Annotated in this window: 15 protein-coding genes and 1 pseudogene; 13 read left to right on the forward strand and 3 right to left on the reverse strand. The window is 38.8% G+C overall.

What is annotated here, in order from left to right; all coding sequences use genetic code 11:
- The first annotated feature begins 45 nt into the window (after positions 1 to 45).
- From mreC to tsf, 5 genes are all read left to right on the forward strand, one after another.
- Entirely contained in the window at positions 46 to 864 is an 819-nt protein-coding gene (mreC, locus tag HT709_RS00240) for a rod shape-determining protein MreC (RefSeq protein ID WP_023933021.1), read from the forward strand.
- Complete coding sequence (mreD, locus tag HT709_RS00245; protein ID WP_023933023.1) at positions 864 to 1,358, forward strand: rod shape-determining protein MreD; 495 nt, start codon at positions 864 to 866, stop codon at positions 1,356 to 1,358. The genes mreC and mreD overlap by 1 nt, the downstream gene beginning before the upstream one ends.
- Before the next feature lie 93 nt (positions 1,359 to 1,451).
- Complete coding sequence (locus HT709_RS00250) at positions 1,452 to 2,630, forward strand: CHAP domain-containing protein (protein ID WP_000727004.1); 1,179 nt, start codon at positions 1,452 to 1,454, stop codon at positions 2,628 to 2,630.
- 222 nt (positions 2,631 to 2,852) lie between these two features.
- On the forward strand, positions 2,853 to 3,632 hold the full coding sequence (gene rpsB, locus HT709_RS00255; RefSeq protein WP_014017378.1) for a 30S ribosomal protein S2: 780 nt from the start codon (positions 2,853 to 2,855) through the stop codon (positions 3,630 to 3,632).
- A 79-nt stretch (positions 3,633 to 3,711) separates the two neighbouring features.
- Positions 3,712 to 4,752: a translation elongation factor Ts gene (tsf, locus tag HT709_RS00260; RefSeq protein WP_000808091.1), complete on the forward strand. Its 1,041-nt coding sequence runs from the start codon at positions 3,712 to 3,714 to the stop codon at positions 4,750 to 4,752.
- Positions 4,753 to 4,873: 121 nt separating this feature from the next.
- Here the strand turns inward: tsf and cysK are convergent, their stop codons facing one another.
- The 3 genes and pseudogenes from cysK to HT709_RS00270 all read right to left on the reverse strand — a co-directional run bounded on the left by cysK (position 4,874) and on the right by HT709_RS00270 (position 6,720).
- Positions 4,874 to 5,800, reverse strand: coding sequence for a cysteine synthase A (cysK, locus tag HT709_RS00265; RefSeq protein ID WP_000029891.1), 927 nt, complete (start codon positions 5,798 to 5,800; stop codon positions 4,874 to 4,876).
- A 96-nt stretch (positions 5,801 to 5,896) separates the two neighbouring features.
- Positions 5,897 to 5,980, reverse strand: a pseudogene (locus HT709_RS11605) (PH domain-containing protein); the annotation flags it as partial.
- A gap of 104 nt (positions 5,981 to 6,084) precedes the next feature.
- Complete coding sequence (locus HT709_RS00270) at positions 6,085 to 6,720, reverse strand: YigZ family protein (RefSeq protein ID WP_000395743.1); 636 nt, start codon at positions 6,718 to 6,720, stop codon at positions 6,085 to 6,087.
- A 55-nt stretch (positions 6,721 to 6,775) separates the two neighbouring features.
- On the opposite strand from HT709_RS00270, the gene HT709_RS00275 reads away from it, so the two are divergent.
- From HT709_RS00275 to cbpD, 8 genes are all read left to right on the forward strand, one after another.
- Positions 6,776 to 8,074, forward strand: a complete 1,299-nt coding sequence (locus HT709_RS00275) for a DEAD/DEAH box helicase (RefSeq protein ID WP_138699733.1) — start codon at positions 6,776 to 6,778, stop codon at positions 8,072 to 8,074.
- A complete protein-coding gene (locus HT709_RS00280; RefSeq protein ID WP_172925399.1) occupies positions 8,071 to 8,733 on the forward strand; it encodes a ComF family protein in 663 nt (220 codons plus the stop codon). Before HT709_RS00275 ends, HT709_RS00280 begins: the two co-directional genes overlap by 4 nt.
- Before the next feature lie 79 nt (positions 8,734 to 8,812).
- Positions 8,813 to 9,361 (forward strand): ribosome-associated translation inhibitor RaiA, encoded by a 549-nt coding sequence (gene raiA, locus HT709_RS00285; protein ID WP_000599099.1) that lies wholly within the window; start codon positions 8,813 to 8,815, stop codon positions 9,359 to 9,361.
- 135 nt (positions 9,362 to 9,496) lie between these two features.
- Positions 9,497 to 11,470, forward strand: coding sequence for a DHH family phosphoesterase (locus tag HT709_RS00290; RefSeq protein ID WP_050261867.1), 1,974 nt, complete (start codon positions 9,497 to 9,499; stop codon positions 11,468 to 11,470).
- Complete coding sequence (rplI, locus tag HT709_RS00295) at positions 11,467 to 11,919, forward strand: 50S ribosomal protein L9 (protein WP_000864214.1); 453 nt, start codon at positions 11,467 to 11,469, stop codon at positions 11,917 to 11,919. The genes HT709_RS00290 and rplI overlap by 4 nt, the downstream gene beginning before the upstream one ends.
- A 43-nt stretch (positions 11,920 to 11,962) precedes the next feature.
- On the forward strand, positions 11,963 to 13,315 hold the full coding sequence (gene dnaB / locus HT709_RS00300) for a replicative DNA helicase (RefSeq protein ID WP_000852490.1): 1,353 nt from the start codon (positions 11,963 to 11,965) through the stop codon (positions 13,313 to 13,315).
- Position 13,316: 1 nt separating this feature from the next.
- On the forward strand, positions 13,317 to 13,583 hold the full coding sequence (locus HT709_RS00305) for a Veg family protein (RefSeq protein WP_001278160.1): 267 nt from the start codon (positions 13,317 to 13,319) through the stop codon (positions 13,581 to 13,583).
- Positions 13,584 to 13,671: 88 nt separating this feature from the next.
- On the forward strand, positions 13,672 to 14,790 hold the full coding sequence (gene cbpD / locus HT709_RS00310; RefSeq protein WP_000698583.1) for a choline binding-anchored murein hydrolase CbpD: 1,119 nt from the start codon (positions 13,672 to 13,674) through the stop codon (positions 14,788 to 14,790).
- Positions 14,791 to 14,962: the final 172 nt, after the last annotated feature.

Raw genomic sequence — 14,962 nt, forward strand, 5'->3', positions numbered from 1 at the left:
TGATAAAAAAGTTACTGTAACAGTTCTTGATATAAAGGTAGGGATATGAACCGTTTTAAAAAATCAAAATATGTCATTATTGTTTTTGTCACTGTTCTGCTTGTCTTAGCTCTCTTAGCGACGACTTATTCAAGTACAATTGTGACAAAATTAGGAGATGGAATCTCATTGGTTGATAGGGTTGTGCAAAAACCTTTTCGGTGGTTTGATTCTGTCAAATCAGATTTGGCTCATTTGACACGAGCATATAATGAAAATGAAAGTTTGAAGAAACAGCTTTACCAGTTAGAAGTCAAATCAAATGAGGCGGAAAGTTTAAAGACGGAAAATGAACAACTGCGTCAATTGCTTGATATGAAGTCTAAATTGCAAGCCACAAAGACTTTGGCAGCAGATGTTATTATGCGTTCTCCGGTATCTTGGAAGCAGGAGTTGACCTTGGATGCAGGTAGATCAAAAGGTGCTTCTGAGAATATGTTAGTAATTGCAAACGGTGGTTTGATTGGGAGTGTTTCAAAAGTGGAGGACAACTCTACTATGGTCAACCTTCTGACAAATACGGAAAATGCTGATAAGATTTCTGTTAAAATTCAACACGGCACTACCACAATTTATGGTATTATTGTTGGCTACGACAAGGAAAATGAAGTTCTTAAAATTAGCCAATTAAATAGTAATAGCGATATTAGTTCAGGCGATAAGGTGACAACGGGTGGATTAGGAAACTTTAATGTTGCGGATATTCCTGTTGGTGAAGTGGTTGCCACAACGCATAGTACAGACTATTTGACACGAGAAGTAACTGTTAAATTGAGTGCAGATACTCATAATGTGGATGTGATAGAATTAGTGGGGAATTCATAATGAGACAGTTGAAGCAGGTTGGAGTATTTTTATTGCTTCCTTTCTTTGTTCTAATTGACGCCCATATTAGCCAGCTTCTGGGCTCATTTTTCCCCCATGTACATTTGGCTAGTCATTTTCTGTTTCTATTTCTCTTATTTGAGACGATAGAAGTATCAGAGTATCTCTATCTAGTCTATTGTTTTGTTATAGGCTTGGTTTATGATGTTTACTTTTTCCATCTAATAGGGATTGCAACTCTCTTATTTATCTTATTGGGAGCCTTCCTTCATAAATTGAATAGTGTTATTTTGTTGAATCGTTGGACAAGAATGCTAGCTATGATTGTGCTGACATTCCTGTTTGAAATGGGTAGTTATCTTTTGGCTTTTATGGTAGGGTTGACAGTAGATAGCATGTCGATTTTTATAGTCTATAGCTTGGTACCGACGATGATTTTAAATTTTTTATGGATTACTGTTTTTCAATTTATTTTTGAAAAATATTATCTATAAGAACGACATATAAATGTAACAAAGGCGTAATGTTTATTGGAATTTTTTTTGGTATACTAGTATTGTCTTAAACAGAAGGAGTATTTATTAGCCATGAAGAAAAAAATCTTAGCCTCGCTTTTATTAAGTACAGTAATGGTTTCCCAGGCAGCAGTATTGACGACTGCCCATGCAGAAACGACTGATGACAAAATTGCTGCTCAAGATAATAAAATTAGTAATTTAACAGCACAACAAGAAGAAGCACAAAAACAAGTTGATCAAATTCAGGAGCAAGTATCTGCGATTCAAGCAGAGCAATCTAACTTGCAATCTGAAAATGATAGATTACAAGCAGAATCTAAGAAACTCGAGGGTGAGATTACAGAACTTTCCAAAAACATTGTTTCTCGTAACCAATCTTTGGAAAAACAAGCTCGTAGTGCTCAAACAAATGGAGCTGCAACTAGCTATATCAATACCATTGTAAACTCAAAATCAATTACAGAAGCTATTTCACGTGTTACTGCAATGAGTGAAATCGTATCTGCGAACAACAAAATGTTAGAACAACAAAAGGCAGATAAAAAAGCTATTTCTGAAAAACAAGTAGCAAATAATGATGCTATCAATACTGTAATTGCTAATCAACAAAAATTAGCTGATGATGCTCAAGCATTGACTACGAAACAGGCAGAACTAAAGGCTGCTGAATTGAGTCTTGCTGCTGAGAAAGCGACAGCTGAAGGGGAAAAAGCAAGTCTATTAGAGCAAAAAGCAGCAGCTGAGGCAGAGGCTCGTGCAGCTGCGGCAGCAGAAGCAGCTTATAAAGAAAAACAAGCTAGCCAACAACAGTCAGTACTTGCTTCAGGTAATACAAACCTAACAGCACAGGTACAAGCAGTATCTGAATCTGCAGTAGCACCTGTTCAGGCTAAAGTACGTCCAACATATAACACAAATGCCTCAACTTATCCAATTGGTGAATGTACATGGGGAGTTAAAACATTAGCACCTTGGGCTGGAGACTATTGGGGTAATGGAGCACAGTGGGCCACAAGTGCAGCAGCAGCAGGTTTCCGTACAGGTTCAACACCTCAAGTTGGAGCAATTGCATGTTGGAACGATGGTGGATATGGTCACGTAGCGGTTGTTACAGCTGTTGAATCAACAACACGTATCCAAGTATCAGAATCAAATTATGCTGGGAATCGTACAATTGGAAATCACCGTGGATGGTTCAATCCAACAACGACTTCTGAAGGTTTTGTAACATATATTTATGCAGACTAATTATAGAGGGACTCGAATAGAGCCCTCTTTTCAGATTTTACCAGAGACAATAACTATTAAAAATCCCATCAAAATAGCTTGAAAATATCGAAAAAGTATGGTAGAATAAAAATTGTCGTATGAACGATAATACTCATTCTTGATGAATTGTGAAGCAGTTGCCCTTGGGTCGTTTTGCGAGTTGAAGTCAAGAAGAGGAAAAAACAAAAAGGAGAAATACTCATGGCAGTAATTTCAATGAAACAACTTCTTGAGGCTGGTGTACACTTTGGTCACCAAACTCGTCGCTGGAACCCTAAGATGGCTAAGTACATCTTTACTGAACGTAACGGAATCCACGTTATCGACTTGCAACAAACTGTAAAATATGCTGACCAAGCATACGACTTCATGCGTGATGCAGCAGCTAACGATGCAGTTGTATTGTTCGTTGGTACTAAGAAACAAGCAGCTGATGCAGTTGCTGAAGAAGCAGTACGTTCAGGTCAATACTTCATCAACCACCGTTGGTTGGGTGGAACTCTTACAAACTGGGGAACAATCCAAAAACGTATCGCTCGTTTGAAAGAAATCAAACGTATGGAAGAAGATGGAACTTTCGAAGTTCTTCCTAAGAAAGAAGTTGCACTTCTTAACAAACAACGTGCACGTCTTGAAAAATTCTTGGGTGGTATCGAAGATATGCCTCGTATCCCAGATGTGATGTACGTAGTTGACCCACATAAAGAGCAAATCGCTGTTAAAGAAGCTAAGAAATTGGGAATCCCAGTTGTAGCGATGGTTGACACAAACACTGATCCAGATGATATCGATGTAATCATCCCAGCTAACGATGATGCTATCCGCGCTGTTAAATTGATCACAGCTAAATTGGCTGACGCTATCATCGAAGGACGTCAAGGTGAAGATGCAGCAGCAGTTGAAGCAGAATTTGCAGCTTCAGAAACTCAAGCAGATTCAATTGAAGAAATCGTTGAAGTTGTAGAAGGCGACAACGCTTAATTCATAATAAATAGTAATTACCTAGGAGGGCGGGGCTTAGCCCGGCTCTCCTATTTTTAAAAAATATAGGAGAATCAAAATGGCAGAAATTACAGCTAAACTTGTTAAAGAGTTGCGTGAAAAATCTGGTGCTGGTGTTATGGACGCTAAAAAAGCATTGGTTGAAGTGGAAGGCGATATCGAAAAAGCGATTGAATTGCTTCGCGAAAAAGGTATGGCAAAAGCAGCTAAGAAAGCTGACCGTGTTGCTGCAGAAGGTTTGACTGGTGTTTATGTTGACGGTAACATTGCAGCAGTTGTTGAAGTAAATGCTGAAACTGACTTCGTTGCGAAAAACGCTCAATTTGTTGAGTTGGTAAACGCAACAGCTAAAGCAATCGTTGAAGGAAAACCAGCTAACAACGAAGAAGCTCTTGCTTTGACAATGCCTTCAGGTGAAACTCTTGAAGCTGCATACGTATCTGCAACAGCGACTATCGGAGAAAAAATCTCATTCCGTCGCTTTGCTTTGATTGAAAAAACAGATGCACAACACTTCGGAGCATACCAACACAACGGTGGACGTATCGGTGTTATCTCTGTAATCGAAGGTGGAGACGAAGCACTTGCTAAACAAATTTCAATGCACATCGCAGCGATGAAACCAACAGTTCTTTCATACAAAGAATTGGATGAGCAATTTGTTAAAGATGAGTTGGCACAATTGAACCACGTTATCGACCAAGATAACGAAAGCCGTGCAATGGTTAACAAACCAGCTCTTCCACACTTGAAATATGGATCAAAAGCTCAATTGACTGATGATGTTATTGCTCAAGCTGAAGCTGACATCAAAGCTGAGTTGGCTGCAGAAGGCAAACCAGAAAAAATCTGGGATAAAATTATCCCAGGTAAAATGGATCGCTTCATGCTTGACAACACTAAAGTTGACCAAGCTTACACACTTCTTGCACAAGTTTACATCATGGATGATAGCAAGACAGTTGAAGCATACCTTGAATCAGTTAACGCTTCAGTAGTTGAGTTCGCTCGCTTTGAAGTTGGTGAAGGTATCGAAAAAGCTGCAAACGACTTCGAAGCTGAAGTTGCAGCTACAATGGCAGCAGCCTTGAATAACTGATTATAGAAAGGAAGTAAATTTGCTTCCTTTTTTCTATGCAGTCGATCCCTATAGGGAGAGCTTCCTATTTTTAAGGTAAAAATAAAAAGCCCTATAATAAGGGCCAATTGTATTTAGGAGACTAAACTTCAAATTCATAGAGTGCTGTAGAGAGATAACGTTCACCGTTATCTGGTGCTAGAGCAAGGACCTTTTTACCTGTACCTAATTTTTTGGCAACCTCGATGGCTCCGTAGATAGCTGCAGCTGAAGAAATCCCTACAAGGAAGCCTTCTTTTCCACCAATTTCACGTCCGAGTGCAAGAGCATCATCTGATGTTACACGAACAATACCATCATAGGCGTTTGTATCAAGTGTATCAGGAATAAATCCAGCTGAGATACCTTGAATTTTGTGAGGACCAGGTTTTTCACCAGATAGAATAGCAGATTCATCAGCTTCCACTGCATAAACTTGAATGTTTGAATTTGCTGATTTGAGTGCATGAGAAACACCAGAAATCGTTCCACCGGTACCCACTCCAGCAACAAAGGCATCTAGTCCATCTTTACCGAAAGCAGCTAGTATTTCAGCTCCTGTTGTTCTTTCGTGTACTTCTGGATTAGCTGGATTGTCAAATTGAAGAGGAAGGAAGCCATCACGTTCAGCAGCGATTTCTTGAGCCTTAGCAATAGCACCCTTCATTCCTTCGCTACCAGGCGTAAGGACGAGTTCAGCACCATAGGCTTGGATAATCTTACGGCGTTCTACACTCATAGTTTCAGGCATAACGATGACAACTTTATACCCTTTAGCAGCCCCTACCCATGAAAGTCCAATACCAGTGTTTCCACTTGTTGCTTCAACAATAGTAGAACCAGGTTTCAGAATACCATCTTGTTCAGCTTTTTCAATCATGCTAAGGGCAATACGGTCTTTTACAGATGAACCAGGATTAAATGCTTCAAGTTTTACATAGACATCTGCAGCACCTTCTGGCACAATGTTGTTGAGTCTAACAATCGGTGTTTGACCGACTAGTTCAGTAATGTTGTTATAAATAGACATATGAATACCTCTTTGTATAAGATATTTCTAGTATAACGCTATCTATACCATTTGTAAAATATAGAAATCCTATCGAAGTGATAGGATTTTTTTATATCACAGGTCTAAGCCATTAATTTTTAAGCGATTGTGTTCAGCTAATTCTAGTAAATAGGTGTAAAGGAAAACGATATCAGGTTTCGTTTGAATTGCTTCATTTTCTAGTATATTTTGGTACGCATCTTTTTATTTTGCTAATTAAAGTAGCGGTGGAAATATCAGTGAAACACTGTATTATCTATTGTTTACACTAGGTTTACAGGAACCTCAACTTCGCGTAAACCTTGATCAGTTAAAGTGACTTTTCCATTAAAAAATTCTACCAGTGCAGCTTTAATAGTTTCTTTTTCTTCTTTATCAACATAAATCATCGTATCGACTTGATCTGTAAAGTTTGTATCCAGCTCCATGAGATTATGTTCTTTAAGAAAGTTACTGTACTCTTGGTACTGAGCATAAGACATTTGAATAGCAATGCCCGCCTGTTCCTTTATTTCAATGATGCCAATTTCTTTGACAGCTAAGGCGACACTGCCGGCGTAAGCACGAATTAGTCCTCCAGCGCCTAGTTTAATACCACCAAAGTAGCGTGTCACAACCACACAGACATTAGTGAGATTGTGATTTTCTAGTACCCCAAGCATGGGAACACCAGCAGTACCACTAGGCTCACCATCATCACTTGTACGTTTAATTTCACTACGTTCTCCAATAATAAAGGCAGAGCAGTTATGCGTAGCTTTGTAGTGTTCTTTTTTGATAGCAGTAATGAAGTCACGAGCCTCTTCTTCGCTATAAACACGCTTGGCATGACAGATAAAGCGGGATTTTTTGATTTCTTCTTGGACTTGACCGTCCTCTTTAATTGTTCTAAATTCCATGATTTAATTGTACTAAAAAATCATCTAAAGTGCTAGTTTTTACGAATAAAGAAGTATGAAAGTAAATTTAGATTATCTCGGTCGTTTATTTACTGAGAATGAATTAACAGAAGAGGAGCGTCAGTTGGCGGAGAAACTTCCAGCAATGAGAAAGGATAAGGGGAAACTTGTCTGTCAACGTTGTAATAGTGCTATTCTGGAGGAATGGTATTTGCCCATTGGTGCTTACTATTGTCGGGAGTGCTTAATTATGAAGCGAGTCAGGAGTGATCAAGCTTTATACTATTTCCCGCAGGAGGATTTTCCGAAGCAAGATGTTCTCAAATGGCGCGGCCAATTAACTCCTTTTCAAGAGAAGGTGTCAGAGGGACTACTTCAAGCAGTAGACAAGCAAAAGCCAACCTTAGTTCATGCGGTAACAGGAGCTGGAAAGACAGAAATGATTTATCAAGTAGTGGCTAAAGTGATTAATGGAGGTGGTGCAGTGTGTTTGGCTAGTCCTCGCATAGATGTTTGTTTGGAGGTGTATAAGCGCCTGCAACAGGATTTTTCTTGCGGAATAGCTTTGCTACATGGAGAATCGGAACCTTATTTTCGAACACCACTAGTTGTTGCGACGACCCATCAGTTATTGAAGTTTTATCAAGCTTTTGATTTGCTGATAGTGGATGAAGTAGATGCTTTTCCTTATGTTGATAATCCCACGCTTTACCACGCTGTCAAGAATAGTGTAAAGGAGAATGGATTGAGAATCTTTTTAACAGCGACTTCGACCAATGAGTTAGATAAAAAGGTCCGTTTAGGAGAACTAAAAAGACTGAGTTTACCGAGACGGTTTCATGGAAATCCGTTGATTATTCCAAAACCAATTTGGTTATCGGATTTTAATCGCTACTTAGATAAGAAGTGTTTGTCGCCAAAGTTAAAGTCCTATATTGATAAGCAGAGAAAGACAGGTTATCCGTTACTTATTTTTGCTTCAGAAATTAAGAAAGGGGAGCAGTTAAAAGAAATCTTACAGGAGCAATTTCCAAATGAGAAAATTGGCTTTGTATCTTCTGTAACAGAGGATCGATTAGAGCAAGTACAAGCTTTTCGAGATGGGGAGCTGACAATACTTATCAGTACGACAATCTTGGAGCGTGGAGTTACATTCCCTTGTGTGGATGTTTTCGTAGTAGAGGCCAATCATCGTTTGTTTACCAAGTCTAGTTTGATTCAAATTGGTGGACGAGTTGGACGAAGTATGGATAGACCGACAGGAGATTTGCTTTTCTTCCATGATGGGTTAAATACTTCAATTAAGAAGGCGATTAAGGAAATTCAGATGATGAATAAGGAGGCTGGTCTATGAAGTGCTTGTTATGTGAGCAGACTATGAAGACTGTTTTAACTTTTAGTAGTCTCTTACTTCTGAAGAATGATGCCTCCTGTCTTTGTTTAGATTGTGATTCTACTTTTGAGAGGATTGGAGAGAAGCACTGTCCAAACTGTATGAAAATAGGATTGTCAACAAAGTGTCAAGATTGTCAATTTTGGTGTAAAGAAGGAGTTGAAGTCAGTCATAGAGCGATTTTTACTTACAATCAAGCTATGAAGGATTTTTTCAGTCGGTATAAGTTTGATGGAGACTTCCTTTTAAGAAAAGTGTTTGCTTCAGTTTTAAGTGAGGAGTTAAAAAAGTACAAAGAGTATCAATTTGTAGTCATTCCCCTAAGTCCTGATAGATATGTTAACAGAGGATTTAATCAGGTTGAGGGCTTGGTAGAGGCAGCAGGTTTTTCGTATCTGGATTTACTAGGGAAAAGAGAAGAGAGAGCCAGTTCTTCTAAAAATCGTTCAGAACGCTTGGGGACAGAACTTCCTTTCTTTATAAAAAGTGGAGTCCGCATTCCTAAGAAAATCCTACTTATAGATGATATCTATACTACAGGAGCAACTATAAATCGTGTCAAGAAACTGTTGGAAGAAGCTGGTGCTAAGGATGTAAAAACATTTTCCCTTGTAAGATGAGGAAAAAATTTGCAAAAATAGAATGAAAGCGTTATAATAAAATCATAAAAACAAAAATGTTTAGAAAGAAGGTACTCATATGATTAAATATAGTATACGTGGTGAAAACCTAGAAGTAACAGAAGCAATTCGTGATTATGTAGTTTCTAAACTCGAAAAGATCGAAAAGTATTTTCAAGCTGAACAAGAGTTGGATGCTCGAGTTAACTTGAAGGTGTATCGTGAAAAAACTGCTAAAGTGGAAGTAACGATTCCGCTTGGCTCTATTACTCTTCGTGCAGAAGATGTATCTCAAGATATGTATGGTTCAATTGACCTTGTAACTGATAAAATTGAACGTCAGATTCGTAAAAATAAAACAAAAATCGAGCGTAAAAATAAAAATAAGGTAGCAACTGGTCAATTATTTACAGATGCTTTGGTGGAAGATTCAAATGTTGTCCAGTCTAAAGTTGTTCGTTCAAAACAAATTGATTTAAAACCAATGGATTTGGAAGAAGCAATTCTACAAATGGATTTATTGGGGCATGATTTCTTTATCTATGTGGATGTTGAAGATCAGACAACCAATGTGATTTATCGTCGTGAGGATGGCGAAATTGGTTTGTTAGAGGTTAAAGAATCTTAATTTCAATATGTGTAAAGGTAGGTTTACTGAATTGTAAACTACCTTTTTCTTATAATTGATAGAATTACTGATTACACTTTTAAAAAGTCGCTTTTTGAGGGGTATTATGGTATAATGGGTGCCAAGAGGTTTTGAATGAAAAAATTTTATGTAAGTCCAATTTTTCCTATTCTAGTAGGATTGATTGCGTTTGGAGTCTTATCCACTTTCATTATTTTTGTTAATAATAATCTGTTGACGGTTTTAATTTTGTTTCTTTTTGTAGGAGGCTATGTTTTTTTATTTAAGAAACTGAGAGTGCATTATACAAGGAGTGATGTAGAACAGATACAGTATGTAAACCACCAAGCGGAAGAAAGTTTGACATCTCTATTGGAACAGATGCCTGTAGGTGTTATGAAATTGAATTTATCTTCTGGAGAGGTTGAGTGGTTTAATCCCTATGCTGAATTGATTTTGACCAAGGAAGATGGCGATTTTGATTTAGAAGCTGTTCAAACGATTATCAAGGCTTCAGTAGGAAATCCGTCTACTTATGCTAAGCTGGGTGAGAAGCGTTATGCTGTTCATATGGATTCTTCTTCCGGTGTTTTGTATTTTGTAGATGTATCCAGGGAGCAAGCCATAACAGATGAATTAGTAACGAGTCGACCAGTGATTGGAGTTGTGTCTGTGGATAATTATGATGATTTGGAGGATGCAACTTCTGAGTCAGATATTAGTCAAATCAATAGTTTTGTAGCTAATTTTATATCAGAGTTTTCAGAAAAATACATGATGTTTTCTCGTCGGGTAAGTATGGATCGATTTTATCTATTTACTGACTATACGGTGCTTGAGGGCTTGATGAATGATAAATTTTCTGTTATTGATGCTTTCAGAGCAGAGTCGAAACAGAGGCAGTTGCCCTTGACCTTAAGTATGGGATTTTCTTATGGCGATGGAAATCATGATGAAATAGGGAAAGTTGCTTTGCTCAACTTGAACTTGGCTGAAGTACGTGGTGGCGACCAGGTGGTTGTCAAGGAGAATGATGAAACGAAAAATCCAGTCTACTTTGGCGGTGGGTCGGCTGCGTCCATCAAGCGCACTCGTACCCGTACTCGATCAATGATGACAGCCATATCTGATAAGATTCGTAGTGTGGATCAAGTGTTTGTAGTTGGGCATAGAAATTTAGATATGGATGCTTTGGGCTCTGCTGTAGGTATGCAGTTGTTCGCCAGCAATGTGATTGAAAATAGCTATGCTCTTTATGACGAAGAACAAATGTCTCCAGATATTGAACGAGCTGTTTCATTCTTAGAAAAAGAAGGAGTTACGAAGTTGTTGTCTGTTAAGGATGCAATGGGGATGGTGACCAATCGTTCTTTGTTGATTCTTGTAGACCATTCAAAGACAGCCTTAACATTATCAAAAGAATTTTATGATTTATTTACCCAAACTATTGTTATTGACCACCACAGAAGGGATCAGGATTTTCCAGATAATGCAGTTATCACTTATATCGAAAGTGGTGCAAGTAGTGCCAGTGAGTTGATAACGGAGTTGATTCAGTTCCAAAATTCTAAGAAAAATCGTTTGAGTCGTATGCAAGCAAGTGTCTTGATGGCTGGTATGATGTTGGATACTAAAAATTTCACCTCACGAGTGACTAGTCGGACATTTGATGTTGCTAGCTATCTCAGAACGCGCGGAAGTGATAGTATTGCTATCCAAGAAATCGCTGCGACAGATTTTGAAGAATATCGTGAGGTCAATGAACTGATTTTACAGGGGCGTAAATTAGGTTCAGATGTACTAATAGCAGAGGCTAAGGACACGAAATGCTATGATACAGTTGTTATTAGTAAGGCAGCAGATGCCATGTTAGCTATGTCAGGTATTGAAGCGAGTTTTGTTCTTGCGAAAAATACACAAGGCTTTATATCCATCTCAGCTCGGAGTCGTAGTAAACTGAATGTGCAACGGATTATGGAAGAGTTAGGCGGTGGAGGTCACTTTAATTTGGCAGCAGCTCAAATTAAAGATTTAACCTTGTCAGAAGCAGGTGAAAAACTGACAGAAATTGTATTAAATGAAATAAAGGAAAAGGAGAAAGAAGAATGAAAGTAATCTTTTTAGCAGATGTTAAAGGAAAAGGTAAAAAAGGCGAAATTAAGGAAGTACCAACAGGGTATGCGCAAAACTTTCTTATCAAAAAGAACCTAGCAAAAGAAGCGACTGCTCAAGCTGTAGGTGAACTTCGTGGTAAACAAAAATCTGAAGAGAAAGCTCACGCTGAGATGATTGCAGAAGCAAAAGCAATTAAAGCCCAGCTTGAAGCAGAAGAAACAGTTGTAGAATTTGTTGAAAAAGTTGGTCCAGATGGTCGTACCTTTGGTTCTATTACCAATAAGAAGATTGCAGAAGAATTGCAAAAGCAATTTGGGATTAAGATTGATAAACGTCATATTCAAGTACAAGCTCCGATTCGAGCAGTTGGTTTGATTGATGTGCCAGTGAAAATCTATCAAGATATCACAAGTGTAATCAATCTTCGTGTGAAAGAAGGATAAGTTTACACCTTCTTGACAAGATTGTAAAAGGAAGGGAAATCTGATGGCAGAAGTAGAAGAGTTACGAGTACAACCTCAAGATATCTTAGCTGAACAATCCGTTTTGGGGGCTATCTTTATTGATGAGAGTAAGCTTGTTTTTGTGCGAGAATATATTGAGTCTCGGGACTTTTTTAAGTATGCCCATCGTTTGATTTTCCAAGCTATGGTCGATTTATCCGATCGTGGCGATGCCATAGATGCAACAACGGTTCGTACCATTCTTGATAATCAAGGCGATTTGCAGAATATTGGTGGCTTGTCTTACTTGGTTGAGATTGTCAATTCTGTGCCAACTTCTGCTAATGCGGAGTATTATGCTAAAATCGTTGCAGAAAAGGCTATGTTACGGCGATTAATCGCCAAGTTGACAGAGTCTGTCAATCAAGCTTACGAAGCGTCGCAACCAGCTGATGAAATCATTGCTCAGGCAGAAAAAGGCCTGATTGATGTCAGTGAAAATGCTAATCGAAGCGGGTTTAAGAACATTCGAGATGTGTTGAATGTCAACTTTGGAAATCTGGAAGCTCGCTCGCAACAAACGACCGATATTACAGGTATTGCGACAGGCTATCGTGATTTAGATCATATGACGACTGGTCTGCATGAAGAGGAGTTGATTATCTTAGCAGCTCGTCCGGCGGTTGGTAAGACAGCTTTTGCCTTGAATATCGCTCAGAATATTGGGACTAAGTTGGACAAAACGGTTGCTATCTTTTCGCTGGAAATGGGTGCGGAAAGTCTAGTCGATCGTATGTTAGCGGCAGAAGGGTTGGTTGAGTCGCATTCTATCCGTACAGGTCAATTGACCGATGAGGAGTGGCAAAAATATACCATTGCTCAAGGGAACCTAGCAAACGCAAGTATCTATATCGATGATACGCCAGGGATTCGAATTACAGAGATTCGTTCTCGTTCTCGTAAACTGGCTCAAGAAACGGGCAATCTAGGTTTGATTTTGATAGATTACTTGCAGCTTATCACGGGAACTGGGCGAGAAAACCGCCAACAAGAAGTTTCAGAAATTTCACGTCAGTTGAAAATCCTAGCCAAGGAACTGAAGGTTCCAGTAATCGCTCTGAGTCAGTTGTCTCGTGGTGTAGAACAACGTCAGGATAAAAGACCAGTCTTGTCTGATATTCGTGAATCTGGGTCTATCGAGCAGGACGCTGATATCGTAGCCTTTCTTTATCGCGACGATTACTATGAGCGTGGTGGTGAAGAAGAGGAAGGCATACCAAATAATAAGGTGGAAGTTATTATCGAGAAAAACCGTAGTGGAGCTCGTGGAACTGTGGAATTGATTTTCCAAAAAGAATACAATAAATTTTCAAGTATCTCAAAGAGGGAGGCATAAGATGTCAGATGCATTTACAGATGTAGCCAAGATGAAAAAAATCAAAGAGGAAATCAAGGCGCATGAGGGTCATGTAATTGAAATGACTTTGGAAAATGGGCGCAAGCGCCAAAAAAATAGATTGGGTAAGTTAATTGAAGTTTATCCATCCCTATTTATTGTGGAATTTGGGAACGTTGAAGGAGATAAACAAGCTAATGTTTACGTTGAATCCTTTACCTACTCAGATATCCTTACAGAAAAGAATTTGATTCATTATCTGGACTAAAGTGAGAAATTTTCTCACTTTTTCTTTTTTCTCCGAATAGTTTAAGTGAAGGCAATCTTCGATTTATATTATTTTTCAAGGAGGAAGAATGAAAATTTTACCGTTTATAGCAAGAGGGACAAGTTATTACTTGAAGATGTCAGTTAAAAAGCTTGTTTCTTTTTTAGTAGTAGGATTGATGCTAGCAGCGGGTGATAGTGTCTATGCCTACTCTGGAGGGAATGGATCGATTGCGCGTGGAGATGATTATCCTGCTTATTATAAAAATGGGAGCCAGGAGATTGATCAGTGGCGCATGTATTCTCGTCAGTGTACTTCTTTCGCAGCCTTTCGTTTGAGTAATGTCAATGGTTTTGAGATTCCAAGGGCTTATGGAAATGCGAATGAATGGGGGCATCGTGCTCGTCGTGAAGGCTATCGTGTAGATAATACACCGACGATTGGCTCCATTGCTTGGTCTACTGCAGGAACTTATGGGCATGTTGCCTGGGTGTCAAATGTAATGGGAGATCAGATTGAGATCGAGGAATATAACTATGGTTATACAGAAGCCTATAATAAACGAAGTATAAAAGCAAATACGATGACAGGATTTATTCATTTTAAAGATTTGGCTGGTGGCAGTGTTGGGACTAGTCAATCCTTAGCTTCAACAGGGGGCACACATTATTTTAAGACTAAGTCAGCTATCAAAAATCAACCTCTAGCTAGCGCAACTGTGATTGATTACTATTATCCTGGGGAGAAGGTTCATTATGATCAAATTCTCGAAAAAGATGGCTACAAGTGGTTGAGTTATACGGCTTATAACGGAAGTCGTCGCTATATACAGCTAGAGGGAGTGACTTCTTCACAAAATTATCAGAATCAATCAGGAAATAGCTCTAGCTATAGATCCAATAGTAGTCCAACTGTCGGTTGGAAGAAAATAAATGGTAGTTGGTATCATTTCAAATCAAATGGTTCTAAATCAACAGGCTGGCTGAAAGACGGTTCTAGCTGGTATTATTTGAAATTATCTGGTGAAATGCAGACAGGATGGTTAAAGGAAAATGGCTCGTGGTATTATCTGGATAGTTCAGGGGCAATGAAAACAGGCTGGTATCAAGTTTCTGGTAAGTGGTATTATTCTTACTCTTCAGGTGCCCTAGCTGTTAATACGACGGTGGATGGCTACAGAGTAAACAGTGATGGAGAACGAGTGTAGAAAATTGGAGTAGGAAATTTTTCCTGCTCTTTTCTGGTACGACGGGCATGTCGTGCATCTGAGGTGTAAGTCCTCGGTGGGCACCTGCTACCGGTGAACCCAATAGCGATTCCCAAGCCTGACTATCGTGAGGTAGCGGATTAAAACGGTCTAGGGATAGACCGTTTTAAGT

The sequence above is a fragment of the Streptococcus sp. 1343 genome, from assembly GCF_013277355.1.
Taxonomy (GTDB): Bacteria; Bacillota; Bacilli; order Lactobacillales; family Streptococcaceae; genus Streptococcus; species Streptococcus pseudopneumoniae.

Coding starts and splice junctions, on each gene's coding strand:
- cysK (WP_000029891.1), bottom strand. CDS start 5,800: ATGTCTATTTATAACAACATTACTGAACTAGTCGGTCAAACACCGATT.
- dnaB (WP_000852490.1), top strand. CDS start 11,963: ATGGCAGAAGTAGAAGAGTTACGAGTACAACCTCAAGATATCTTAGCT.
- mreD (WP_023933023.1), top strand. CDS start 864: ATGAGACAGTTGAAGCAGGTTGGAGTATTTTTATTGCTTCCTTTCTTT.
- HT709_RS00250 (WP_000727004.1), top strand. CDS start 1,452: ATGAAGAAAAAAATCTTAGCCTCGCTTTTATTAAGTACAGTAATGGTT.
- rplI (WP_000864214.1), top strand. CDS start 11,467: ATGAAAGTAATCTTTTTAGCAGATGTTAAAGGAAAAGGTAAAAAAGGC.
- rpsB (WP_014017378.1), top strand. CDS start 2,853: ATGGCAGTAATTTCAATGAAACAACTTCTTGAGGCTGGTGTACACTTT.
- mreC (WP_023933021.1), top strand. CDS start 46: ATGAACCGTTTTAAAAAATCAAAATATGTCATTATTGTTTTTGTCACT.
- HT709_RS00290 (WP_050261867.1), top strand. CDS start 9,497: ATGAAAAAATTTTATGTAAGTCCAATTTTTCCTATTCTAGTAGGATTG.
- HT709_RS00280 (WP_172925399.1), top strand. CDS start 8,071: ATGAAGTGCTTGTTATGTGAGCAGACTATGAAGACTGTTTTAACTTTT.
- HT709_RS00270 (WP_000395743.1), bottom strand. CDS start 6,720: ATGGAATTTAGAACAATTAAAGAGGACGGTCAAGTCCAAGAAGAAATC.
- HT709_RS00275 (WP_138699733.1), top strand. CDS start 6,776: ATGAAAGTAAATTTAGATTATCTCGGTCGTTTATTTACTGAGAATGAA.
- tsf (WP_000808091.1), top strand. CDS start 3,712: ATGGCAGAAATTACAGCTAAACTTGTTAAAGAGTTGCGTGAAAAATCT.
- raiA (WP_000599099.1), top strand. CDS start 8,813: ATGATTAAATATAGTATACGTGGTGAAAACCTAGAAGTAACAGAAGCA.
- HT709_RS00305 (WP_001278160.1), top strand. CDS start 13,317: ATGTCAGATGCATTTACAGATGTAGCCAAGATGAAAAAAATCAAAGAG.
- cbpD (WP_000698583.1), top strand. CDS start 13,672: ATGAAAATTTTACCGTTTATAGCAAGAGGGACAAGTTATTACTTGAAG.